Below are 11,534 nucleotides of genomic sequence, written 5' to 3'. Positions count from 1 at the left end.
CACCGTGATCTTCTGCGACAGGTCGCCGAGCGCGACCGCGGTCGACACCTGCGCGATGTTCCGCACCTGCGAGGTCAGGTTCGCGGCCATCGAGTTGACGTTGTCCGTCAGGTCCTTCCACGTACCGGAGGCGCCGCGGACGTCGGCCTGACCGCCCAGCTTCCCCTCCGTACCGACCTCGCGGGCGACGCGGGTGACCTCCTCGGCGAAGACGCGGAGGGTGTCGGTCAGCGAGTTGATCGTGTCGGCCAGCTCGGCGACCTCGCCCTTCGCCCCGACGGTGATCTTGCGGGACAGGTCGCCCTGCGCTATCGCCGTCGCCGCCTGCGAGATGCTGCGGACCTGGTTCGTCAGGTTGGACGCCATCAGGTTGACCGAGTCGGTCAGGTCGCGCCACGTACCGGTGGTGGCGCCCTTGACGTCCGCCTGACCGCCCAGCTTGCCCTCGGTACCGACCTCGCGGGCGACGCGCGTGACCTCGGCGGTGAACGAGGACAGCTGGTCGACCATCGCGTTGACGGTGTGCCCGATCCGCAGGAACTCGCCGCGCAGCGGCCGGTCGTCGATGGACAGCTCGGAGTGCTGCGTCAGGTCGCCGGCCGCGACCGCCTCGATCACCCGGGCGATCTCCCGGCTCGGCCGGACCAGGTCGTCGATCAGCTCGTTGATCGCGCCCGCCGTCTCCTGCCAGCCCCCGTCGAGTGCCTCGTGGTCCAGCCGCTCGGTCAGCCGCCCCTCCCGGCCCACCACCCGGCAGATCCGGCGTACCTCCCGGGTGGAGCGCCGGTGCACGGCGACCACCTCGTTGAACCGGTCGGCGACGTCGCCGGCGAGCCCGCTGCGCCGGGTCAGCCGTACGTTGAAGTCACCGCGACGGAACCGGGTCAGCACGTCCGCCAGCTCCGCCAGTACGGCATCGGCGTCGGACTGCGTCTCGGTCCTGTCCACCGTGGTCATTGCTCGCCTCACCGCTCCTCGCAGACGTCGGCATCGCGCCCAGTACCGAACCCTACGGCCGGAAGCACCACGGGCACAGGCCGTAGTGACGCCGGGCGACGTAGGGTTCTCCCTTCCAGTGAACCTTACGGATCATCCGACTTTTGGGGTATAAGCAGCGAACGGCCATATTCGTTCGCAGTAAAAATCGGCCGATCCCGCGCCGCCCGCGCGTACGCCCGCCGAAGGGCGCGAGCGTACTCCGGCGGTCACGGCATCGCTATCGTGTAGCAGGGTCGTCGATTCGCCGACCCGTACTTGGGGGTGGGGTGTCCACTGCTGTCCATCGTCGGCTGAGGCTGCCCGCCGACTACCGGTCGCCGGCGGCGGCGCGCGCCGCCGTACGCGACATCCTCGTCGAATCCGGCCAGGCCGATCTCCTCGACGAGGCGCTGCTGCTCACCACGGAGCTGTCCACCAACGGCGTCATCCACGCCGGTACCGACCTCGATGTCGACGTGTCCGCCGACGAGCGCGGCGTCACCGTCACCGTCACCGACTACCGCGGCGGGCCGATCGAGGCCAACCTGCTCACCCCGCCCGACGAAACCTCCGAACACGGGCGCGGGCTGCTGCTCGTCGACCAGTTCGCGACGTCTTGGGGCACCACCCACGACCCGACCGGCAAGGGCGTCTGGTTCCGGTTGGAGCGCGGCGGACCACCCGCCCGCACCCGGTACGGGCAGCCCACCCGGCCCCGCCCCGAGTCACCGGAGGCGCCGGCCACCGGGCCCGCCGACGCGCTCGTCTGGCTCGTGCACGTACCGGAGGACCTGCGGCAACGGCTCACCATGCCGCAGCTGCTGTCCGAGCTGCTGCTCCGGCTGTGCGAGGTGATCGGTGCCGCCGGCGGAGCCGTCTACCTGGACACCGCCGACGGCCGCGGCGAACGCTGCATGGCCCGCCAGGGTACGGCCGGGCTGCCGCTCGCCGAGGCGCCCGACGGCATCGCCGTACCGCCCGGCGACGACGCGGAGGCCGTGGTGCCGCCGCCGTCCGAGACGGTGCCGCTGCCGCTGCCGCGCCCGCTGTCCGGCCGGATCGAGCTGCACACCGCGCCCGACGCGCCGCTGCTCGACAGCTGGCAGTCGCTCGCGCAGCTGTCCGCCGAGCGGATGACCATCGCCGTCGAGAACGACCGGCTCCGCGACGCCGACCGGCTGCGCCGCTCCTGGCTGACGTACCTGGCGGAGGCCAGCGAACTGCTCGCCCAGTCCCTCGACGTCCAGCTCACCCTCGCCCTCGTACCGCAGCTCGTCGTACCGCGGCTCGGGGAGTGGTGCGCGCTGCACACCCTCGACGAGTACGGGGATCTGCGGCTCGCCGCGTGCACGCACGCCGACGAGGGCGCGCTGCCGCTGCTGCGCCGGCTGCTGTCCGGGCACGGCGACGAGGAGATCACCGACCGGCTCGTCGAGGCCGCCCACGGCGAGGGCGTCGTCGCGCTGTCCCGCCCGGTCGAGGGCGTCGCCGTACCGCTGATCGCGCGCGGCGGGGTGCTCGGCACGCTGACCGTCGGCCGACCGCCCGGCCGGCTGCACGCGCCGGACGACGTCGCCGTCATCTCCGACATCGCCCGCCGCGCCGCCCTCGCCATCGAGAACGCGCGCATCCACGCCGAACGTGCCGAGATCTCCCAGGCGTTCCAGCGGGCGCTGCTGCCGTCCGCGCTGCCGACGCCGACCGGCGTGCAGTTCGCCGCCGAGTACGAGCCGGCGAGCACCGGCACCGACGTCGGCGGCGACTTCTACGACGTGGTCGAGCTCGGCAGCGACCAGTGGCTCATGTGCATCGGCGACGTGTGCGGCAAGGGCGCCCAGGCCGCCGCCCTCACCGGCCTCGTCCGCGACGTCATCCGGGTACTCACCCGCGACGGCCGGCCCCTCGACCGGGTCGTCGAGCTGCTCAACCAGACCCTGCTCGACCAGCACAAGGGCAACCGGTACTGCACGCTCGCGATGGCCGTCGTCACCCGCGACGCGGACGGCGCCCTCGACGTGGAACTGTGCCTGTCCGGGCACGACCGTCCGGTCCGCGTACCGAGGCCCGGCAGCGGCGACGACACCCCCGAGCCGGTCGGCGAGTGCGGCACCGCGGTCGGCCTGCTGGAGGACGTCGTCGTCACCCCGGTCAAGATCCGGCTGGCCCCCGGCGACGCGCTCGTCTTCTACACCGACGGCGTGACCGAGCGCCGCCGGGACAACGTCCTGTTCGGACACCACCGTCTCGTACGCGAGCTGCGCCGGCTCGCCGGCCAGTCCGCCGCCTCCGTCGCCGCCCGGCTCACCGCGGCCGTGCTGTCCTTCTCCGCCGACCCGCCCCGCGACGACATCGCCGTCCTGGTACTCCGCAACGACTCCTGACGGCCGGTCGCCGACCGCGCTGCCGGCGGGTCAGTGGAAGTCGACGTCGACGGTGAAGCTGCCGGCCGGGTCCTTCGACGTGATGCGTACCGGTTCCACGGCACGGGACGGCGCCTCGCGGGGCGCGGTCGCCGGGTCGAACACCGGGTACCTCCGGCGCGTCGGCACTCCGACCGGCAGCGCCGGCCGCAGCCCCGGACGCCACCCGCGACGTACCGCCCGCGGCACCACGGCCACCGCCACGAGCAGGACGAGCACCGCGGCGAGCATCGCGCCGGCCGCCCACAGGTACCGGCCGGTGGTGCCGCCGCCCGCCGCCGCGTGCCGGCCGTCGCCAGGCAGCGCACCCGCCGCCGGCGCCGCGCCACCCGGGCTGCCCAGCACCGCCGTCACCGCCCGGTACGGGTTGACCACGCCGTATCCGACCGTGTCGTCGCGGCCGTCCGCCGGGTGGTCGGCGGTCGCCTCCAGCCGCCGCGCCACCTCGTCCGCCGACAGATCCGGCCGGTACGACCGCACCAGCGCCGCCGTCCCCGCCACGAACGGCGCCGCAAAACTCGTCCCGCCCCCACCCCACAGGACGTAGCCGTCGCCGTTCCCGGCTGGGCCGACTATGCGCAGACTCGGCGCGGCGAGATCCACTTCGTCGCCGGTGTTCGACTGCGGGTCGGGATCACCGCTCTCCCCGATGCCGGCGACACCGATCACTCCCGGGTACGCAGCGGGATACGTGGTCGTGTGCTGTCCGTCGTTCCCGGTCGCGGCCACCATGACGACGTCATGGTCGCGCGCGTACGCCACGGCCGTACGCAGGACCGCCGTGTTCTCGGTGGTCAGCGACAGGTTGATGACCTTGGCGTGGTGATCCACCGCGTATCTGATGGCCTGGGCGACACGTTCCGACCCGCCGGTGAACTGCTCCATGTCGTTCGCGATCCGGATCGGCAACAGCCGCGCGTCCGGCGCCACGCCGGCGAATCCGCTACCGCTGAGCTGGTCGCCGGCGATGATCCCGCCAACGGTCGAGCCATGCGAGACGCAGTCCTGATCGGCGGATCCCTTGCTGTCCACCAGATCGGTGCCGTGGTCAACGCGACCGGCCAGAGCGGGGTGCGTGCCGTTCACGCCGGAATCGACGACGGCGACGGTCACGCCGCGGCCCCGCGACACCGGCCAGGCCCGTTCCGGCGTGACCCGCTTGACCTGCCACAACTCATAGTTGGCCGGTTGGTGGTACGCCTGGCACTGCGCGGGGGCGGCCGTGGCGGGACCGGCAGGTACGAGAGCGGCCGGGGTCAGCGCGACCCCGGCCGCGAGCAGCAGTACGGTCAGCCGTCGCGTCACGGACGCGATCCTAGGCCGTACCGCAAGGGCACCGGTCGGGTGCGGCGAGGCTCCGTCGCCGGCGTCGACCGGTGTCGTACGCGGCGGTCGCGGGGTGGGACCGCCGTTCGGGGTCGCGCCCCGCGGACGGATCAGCCGTGCAGGCCGGGAACCTTGCCGTTGAGCCAGTTGCGGGCGTGCTGCGGCAGGTCGGCGTTGAGCCAGGAGAACGTGCCGAGGTGCTCGGCGACGCCGAGGCCGACCGCGGCGAGGCCGATCAGGATGGACAGCACGGCCACGAGCCGGCCGCCGACGTGCCGGCGACGGGCGGTGAACAGGCCGATGAGCGACAGCAGTACGCCGAAGCCGCCGAGCGCGATGGCGACGGGCGCGAGTACGGCGGTGAGGCCCGCGCAGGCACCGACGACGGTGCAGATCAGGCCGATGGTGATGGGGAAGCTGGTGCGTGCCTTGCGGTCGCGGTCCTCGTCGTCGTCGAACACCGACGAGGTGCCGGGCGTGGTCTTGTCGAACGGGTTCACCGCCGACTTGTTCTCGCCGAGCGCGCCGAGCGCGGTACCGGCGAACGGGTTGTCGTCCGCGCCCTCGGTGTTCCACGGGTCGCTGCCGGCGTTGGGCCGGGTGGCGGTCTGTCCCGCGCCGCGGAGCGGCAGGCGTCGGGCGGTGGATTCGTCGCCGGACGGGTAGCCGCCGTGGGGTGGTTCGGTCACAACGCGCCTCCTGTTCGGTGCGCCTTGGGGGGTGGGTTCCGACGAACCGGGGGACGCACTCCCCAGGTTGGTTCGCCGGATCGCCTCGTTGTGTAACACGGTTTGACGGGTCATGGGCGATTGAGTACGCACGGACTTCGACACTTCGCGGTACGCAGTCGCGACCGTCGCAGGGCCACCGGCGAGTGACCCGGCGCAGTGAGGGGTGTCCGGGCCGCCAGATCCGGCGACATGAAAACCATCACTGGCTATTTGGGTTAATTACTCGTTTTGTCAAGAGCACGCAAGGTGCCGACAGTAATACGGTTGGGGTATGCGTGTGGTGATCGCTGGTGGGCACGGGAAAATTGCGCTGCGGTTGGCACGACACCTGGCCGGGCGCTCGGACGCGGTGGTCGGGCTGATCCGCAACCCCGATCACGCTGCCGACCTGCGCGGCGTGGGCGCCGAGCCGGCGGTGGTCGACCTGGAGAGGGTCACGGCCGAGGCGCTGGCCGGGCATCTGGAGCACGCCGACGCGGTGGTGTTCGCGGCCGGCGCCGGTCCGGGCAGCGGGGCGGAGCGCAAGACGACGATGGACCGGGACGGCGCGATCCTGCTCGCCGACGCGGCCCGGCTGGCCGGCGTCCAGCGGTACCTGCTGGTCTCGGCGATGGGGGTGGACTCGCCGCCACGGCCGGGCACCGACCCGGTGTTCGCCGCGTACCTGCGGGCGAAGGGCGAGGCGGACGACGAGCTGCGGCGCCGGCCGGATCTGGCGTTGACGGTGCTGCGCCCCGGCCGGCTGACCGACGAGCCCGGCACCGGCCGCGTGGAGCTGGCCCGGCACACCGGTCCGGGCGAGGTCCCGCGCGACGACGTGGCCTGGGTCCTCGCCGCGCTGCTGGACGAGCCGGACACCGCCGGCCGCACCCTCGACCTGCGTACGGGGGCGGTGCCGATCGCGCAGGCGGTCGCCGCGGCCGCGCAGGGCGTCGAGCCCGTACCGGAGACGAACGGGCCCTGAGCCGGGCGGCCGCGACGAACCTTGTCTGCGGTCGGACGGGCCCGTAGGTTGAACCTGGGGACGGGGCCGCGGCGTACGCGGTCCGCGTCCGGTGACCCGGGTGACGGCACGGGTGTCGGGAGGCGTCCATGGATGTACCCGCTCGGCTGGCCGCGGTCGCCGAGCGGCTCACCGCGTCCCTCGGCCGTTCCGCGGTGATCAGCGATCCGGCCGAGCTGGGCACGTACTCGTGCGACGGGCTCGCGCGCTACGCGGTGAACCCCGGCCTGGTGGTGCTGCCGGAAACGACGGAGCAGGTCGTCGAGGTCGTACGGGCGTGCCGGGAGGCGGACCTGCCGTTCGTGGCGCGCGGCTCGGGTACCGGACTGTCGGGCGGCGCGCTGCCGCGGTCGGACGGCGTCCTGGTGGTGACGAGCCGGATGCGCCGGATCCTGGAGGTCGACCTGGCGGCCGAGTGCGCGGTCGTCGAGCCGGGTGTCATCAACCTCGCGATCAGCCGCGAGGTGTCGCCGGCCCAATATCACTACGCTCCGGACCCGTCAAGCCAGCAGGTCTGCTCCATCGGCGGGAACGTCGCGGAGAACTCCGGCGGTGCGCACTGTCTGAAATATGGGTTCACCGCGCACCACGTGACCGGTCTGGAGGTCGTTACTCCCGACGGCGACGTGGTGTGGCTCGGTGGCGGGAAGTGCCGGCAAGCGCCCGGGTACGACCTGCTGGGAGTCTTCATCGGGTCCGAGGGCACGTTGGGCATCGCGACGAAGGTGGTGGTCCGCTTGCTGCCGACCCAGGAGTCCGTCGAGACCGTGCTCGCCGCGTTCCCCGACATGTCGTCGGCCGGTGCCGCGGTCGGCGCGATCATCGGCGCCGGCATCACCCCGGCCGCCATCGAGATGATGGACGCGCTGTCCATCGAGGCGGCCGAGCAGGCCGTGGCCTGCGAGTACCCGGTGGGTGCCGGTGCGGTGCTGATCGTCGAGCTGGACGGGCCGGCGGGGGACGTGGCGGCGGAGCTGGCGGCGGTGCGCGGGCACTGCGAGCGGGCCGGCGCGTTCGAGCTGCGGCAGGCGGCGGACGACGCCGAGCGGGCGGAGATCTGGAAGGGCCGCAAGTCGGCGTTCGCCGCGGTGGGGCGGATCAGCCCGGACTACATCGTGCAGGACGGCGTGATCCCGCGTACCGCGCTGCCGGAGGTGCTGGCGGACATCGCCGAGCTGTCGGAGCGTACCGGGATCCGGGTGGCGAACGTGTTCCACGCGGGCGACGGGAACCTGCACCCGCTGGTGCTGTACGACGAGTCCGTGCCGGGGCAGGGCGACGCCGCCGAGGAGGTGTCCGGCGCGATCCTCGACCTGTGCGTACGGCACGGCGGGTCGATCACCGGCGAGCACGGCGTCGGCGTGGACAAGGCGAAGTACCTGCCGCGCATGTTCACGGACGCGGACCTGGACACGATGCAGCTGGTGCGGTGCGCGTTCGACCCCGGGCACCGCTGCAACCCGGGCAAGGTGTTCCCGACGCCGCGGCTGTGCGGCGAGATCCCGCGCCGCGGTACGACACCGCATCCGGCGCAGGCCGCCGGACTGGCGGAGGCCTTCTGATGGGAGTACTGGAGGACCTGCGCCGGGTGGTGGGCGAGGACGGCGCGCGGCTCGCGGAGAGCGGCGACCGGGTGGCGGAGGTACCGCCGCGGTGGGTGGTGGCGCCGACGTCGACCGAGCAGGTCGGCCGGGTGCTGCGGATCGCGGGCGAGCACGACCTGCACGTGGTGGTACGCGGGTCGGGAACGAAGCTGCACTGGGGTGCGCCGCCGTCGGCGGCGGAGCTGCTGCTGGACATGTCACGGCTGGGCGGGGTGGTGGAGCACGCGGCGGGGGACCTCGTCGCGATCGTCCGCGCCGGCACGCCGCTGCGGGACGTACAGGCGGCGCTGGCGCGGTCCGGCCAGCGGCTGCCGCTGGACGAGATGCTGCCGGGCGCGACGATCGGCGGCGTCGTCTCCGCCGGTACGGCCGGACCGTTGCGGCTGCGCTTCGGTACGCCGCGGGACCAGGTCATCGGGGTCACGATGGTGCGCGCCGACGGGGTCACCGCGCACTCCGGCGGCAAGGTCGTGAAGAACGTCGCCGGGTACGACCTGGGCCGGCTGTTCGCCGGGTCGTACGGGACGCTCGGGGTGCTGACCGAGGTGGCGGTGAAGCTGGCGCCGGTGCCCGAGGCGCGTGCCTTCGTGACCCGCCCGGTGCGTACGCCGGCGGAGGTGCGGGACCTGACGACGCGGATCCGGGAGGCGAAGATCGGGCCGGTCGGCATGGAGGTGGAGTGCCCGGTCCCGGAGAACTACCGGCGTGGCGGCACGGTGCTGCGTACGGCGCCGGACCCGGACTCGATGGTGCTGCTGCTGGAGGGCCCCGCCGACGGCGTACGCGAGCGGGCCGACCGGGCGGTCGAGGCGCTCGGCACCGACACCACCGTGAGCACCCGGCCGCCGACCTGGTGGGGCCGGTACCCGTTCGGCCCGGACGACGTGGCGTTGCAGGTGGTGACGCCGGTCGGCCAGCTCTTCGGCCCGGTGTACTCGCTGCGCGACGCGGCACGGGAGATCCCGGTACGGATCTTCTGCTCGCCGGCCGCCGGTGTGCTGCACGCGGGCGTACCCGGGGGGACGGATCCGGATCGGGTGGCGCGGATCGTGGAGGCGGTGCGGACGGTGGCGATCAGCCACGGCGGGTACTGCCAGGTGCTCGCCGCGCCCCCGGCCGTACGGGCGGAGTTGGACCTGTGGGGCCCGATCGACGCGCTGGGGCTGATGCGCGCGGTGAAGCACGAGTTCGATCCGGCGGGGCGGCTGGCGCCGGGGCGGTTCGTCGGCGGGATCTGACCGGGCGGGTTGCGAGGGGGTGGCGGACGTGCGCGACGACGTACTCGGTGCGTTCGACGGCGAGCGGCCACCGGACCGGGCGCTGATCGACGACTGTGTCCACTGTGGATTCTGCCTGCCGTCCTGCCCGACGTACGTGCTGTGGGGCGAGGAGATGGACTCGCCGCGCGGCCGGATCCACCTGATGAAGCAGGGGCTCGACGGGGCGCCGCTGTCCGACGAGATGGTCGGCCACTTCGACGCCTGCCTCGGCTGCCTGGCCTGCGTGACCGCCTGCCCCTCCGGCGTCCGGTACGACGAGCTGATCGACCAGACGCGCGTGCAGGTCGAGCGGCGCCACCCGCGTACCCGGGCCGAACGGGCGGTGCGCGGCGCGGTGTTCGCGCTCTTCCCGTACCCGCGGCGGCTGCGGGTGCTCCGCGGGCCACTGGCACTGTACCGGCGGGTGGGGCTGGATCGGTTGGGGCGCAAGCTTTCCCGGCACCTGCCGGCGGCGCTGGCGACGATGGAGGAGCTGGCGCCGGTGATCCGGCGGGCGCCGCGGCTGCCGGCCCGGGTGGCGGCGCGCGGGCCGCGCCGGGCGGTCGTCGGGCTGCTGACCGGGTGCGTGCAGGCCGCGTTCTTCGGGCAGGTCGGCGCCGCGACGGCCCGGGTACTCGCGCGCGAGGGCTGTGACGTGGTCGTACCGCGGGGGCAGGGGTGCTGCGGCGCACTGTCCGGGCACTCGGGGCGGCGGTCCGAGGCGGCCCGGTTCGCGCGGGCGACGATCGACACGTTCGACGCGGCCGGGGTCGACTTCGTGGTCACCGACAGCGCCGGCTGCGGCTCCGCCATGAAGGAGTACGCGGAGCTGCTGCCGGACGACCCGCGGGCGGCCCGGTTCGCCGCGCGTACCAGGGACGTGACGGAGCTGCTGGTGGAGCTGGGGCCGGTGGCGCCGCGGCACCCGGTCCGGCGGACCGTCGCGTACCACGACGCGTGTCACCTGGCGCACGCGCAACGGATCCGGTCCGCGCCGCGCGAGCTGCTGCGCGGGATACCGGGGTTGACGCTGGTCGAGCCGGCGGAGGCGGACCTGTGCTGCGGCTCCGCCGGGGTGTACAACCTGCTCGAACCGGAACCGGCGCGCGAGTTGGGCGACCGTAAGGCGGAGCGGATCCGGGCGACCGGCGCGGACCTGCTCGTCGCGGGCAATCCGGGCTGCCTGCTCCAGATCACCGCCGCGTTGCGCCGCGCCGGCACCGAGCTGCCCACCGCGCACACCGTCGAACTCCTGGACGCGTCGCTCCGCGGCCCGGCCCGCTGACCGGCGCACCCCGGGCACCGCACCACAACCCGGCATCGCGGCGCACGTCGGACAGTGCCACGCCGACGCGGGTAACGCTGGTCACCGGGTACGCGGGCGGGACGTGCGGTCCGGCGGTTCATCGGGCACCATCGGGCGGCGATGCCCCCCGACCAGGTCTGGTACGCCGCGTACGGCTCCAACATGCTTCCCGATCGGCTGCGCTGCTACCTGCGCGGCGGTCGGCCACCGGGCGGGCGCCGGACGTACCCGGGATGTCGGGACGGGTCGGATCCGGCGGACAGCGCGGCCCTCCGCATCGACGGCGGGCTGTACTTCGCGGGCGAGTCCCGCGCGTGGACCGGCGGGATGGCGTTCCTGGACCACCGGCTGCCGGAGTCCACCCCGGCTGCGGCGTACCTGCTGACGGTGGGGCAGTTCAGCGATGTGGTGGCGCAGGAGATGCACCGCGAGCCTGGCACGGACCTGCCGCTGGGCGAGGTGCTGGCCACCGGACGCGCCCGCCTCGGCCCCGGCCGCTACGAGACCCTGGTACGGGTCGGCACGCGGGGCGGGCTGCCGGTGCTGACGTTCACGTCGCCGGGGCGGGCCGACGAGCAGGCGTGGTCCCGGCCGGCGCCGGCGTACCTGGGGATGATCGCCGCGGGCCTGCACCGTACGCACGGGTGGTCGGTGGGGCCGATCGTGGACCATCTCGCGTCGCTGCGCGGCGTACGCGGACGGTGGACGCGGCCGGAGCTGCACGAGACGGTGACGGCCCGGCTGCGTCCGGCCGGCACGGGCTGACCTCGGGCCGGGTCGCCGGCGCTCGCCGTACCGGACAGGCTGGCGGAGAACGGCAGGGCGGCCCACGGTACGGGAGCCGCGTCCAGCCGGCTCCTTACGTCGCGAAGTGGACGCCGGGACCGAGCCTGGGGCGTGCCCGTGC

9 protein-coding genes are annotated in these 11,534 nt (G+C 73.7%); 6 read left to right on the top strand and 3 right to left on the bottom strand.

All coding sequences use genetic code 11. The features are described 5' to 3' along the window. Nucleotides 1–957, bottom strand: a 957-nt coding sequence (locus Aru02nite_RS33515; RefSeq protein ID WP_203664334.1) for a HAMP domain-containing protein, incomplete at its 3' end; no start/stop codon positions are given. A gap of 308 nt (nt 958–1,265) precedes the next feature. On the opposite strand from Aru02nite_RS33515, the gene Aru02nite_RS33510 reads away from it, so the two are divergent. After that, complete coding sequence (locus tag Aru02nite_RS33510; protein WP_239077114.1) at nt 1,266–3,359, top strand: SpoIIE family protein phosphatase; 2,094 nt, start codon at nt 1,266–1,268, stop codon at nt 3,357–3,359. 30 nt (nt 3,360–3,389) lie between these two features. On the opposite strand, the gene mycP is transcribed toward Aru02nite_RS33510, so the two are convergent. Beyond that, nucleotides 3,390–4,703, bottom strand: coding sequence for a type VII secretion-associated serine protease mycosin (gene mycP / locus Aru02nite_RS33505; protein ID WP_239077113.1), 1,314 nt, complete (start codon nt 4,701–4,703; stop codon nt 3,390–3,392). Nucleotides 4,704–4,834: 131 nt separating this feature from the next. After that, entirely contained in the window at nt 4,835–5,413 is a 579-nt protein-coding gene (locus Aru02nite_RS33500) for a UbiA prenyltransferase family protein (RefSeq protein WP_203664333.1), read from the bottom strand. Between the two features lie 313 nt (nt 5,414–5,726). On the opposite strand from Aru02nite_RS33500, the gene Aru02nite_RS33495 reads away from it, so the two are divergent. The 5 genes from Aru02nite_RS33495 (at nt 5,727) to Aru02nite_RS33475 (ending at nt 11,392) form a co-directional block, all read left to right on the top strand. Next, nucleotides 5,727–6,419 (top strand): SDR family oxidoreductase, encoded by a 693-nt coding sequence (locus tag Aru02nite_RS33495; protein ID WP_203664331.1) that lies wholly within the window; start codon nt 5,727–5,729, stop codon nt 6,417–6,419. A gap of 128 nt (nt 6,420–6,547) precedes the next feature. Continuing rightward, nucleotides 6,548–8,020 carry an FAD-linked oxidase C-terminal domain-containing protein gene (locus tag Aru02nite_RS33490; RefSeq protein ID WP_203664329.1) on the top strand — a complete coding sequence of 491 codons (1,473 nt, stop codon included), beginning with the start codon at nt 6,548–6,550 and terminating at the stop codon, nt 8,018–8,020. Beyond that, nucleotides 8,020–9,300: an FAD-binding oxidoreductase gene (locus tag Aru02nite_RS33485; protein WP_203664327.1), complete on the top strand. Its 1,281-nt coding sequence runs from the start codon at nt 8,020–8,022 to the stop codon at nt 9,298–9,300. The genes Aru02nite_RS33490 and Aru02nite_RS33485 overlap by 1 nt, the downstream gene beginning before the upstream one ends. 28 nt (nt 9,301–9,328) lie before the next feature. Next, a complete protein-coding gene (locus tag Aru02nite_RS33480) occupies nt 9,329–10,606 on the top strand; it encodes a (Fe-S)-binding protein (protein ID WP_239077112.1) in 1,278 nt (425 codons plus the stop codon). 141 nt (nt 10,607–10,747) lie between these two features. Then, nucleotides 10,748–11,392: a histone deacetylase gene (locus Aru02nite_RS33475; RefSeq protein ID WP_203664325.1), complete on the top strand. Its 645-nt coding sequence runs from the start codon at nt 10,748–10,750 to the stop codon at nt 11,390–11,392. Nucleotides 11,393–11,534: the final 142 nt, after the last annotated feature.

The organism is Actinocatenispora rupis, assembly GCF_016861975.1.
Taxonomy (GTDB): Bacteria; Actinomycetota; Actinomycetes; order Mycobacteriales; family Micromonosporaceae; genus Actinocatenispora; species Actinocatenispora rupis.
Note: the sequence above shows the minus strand (reverse complement) of the source record. Positions and strands in the feature narration are given on the sequence as shown.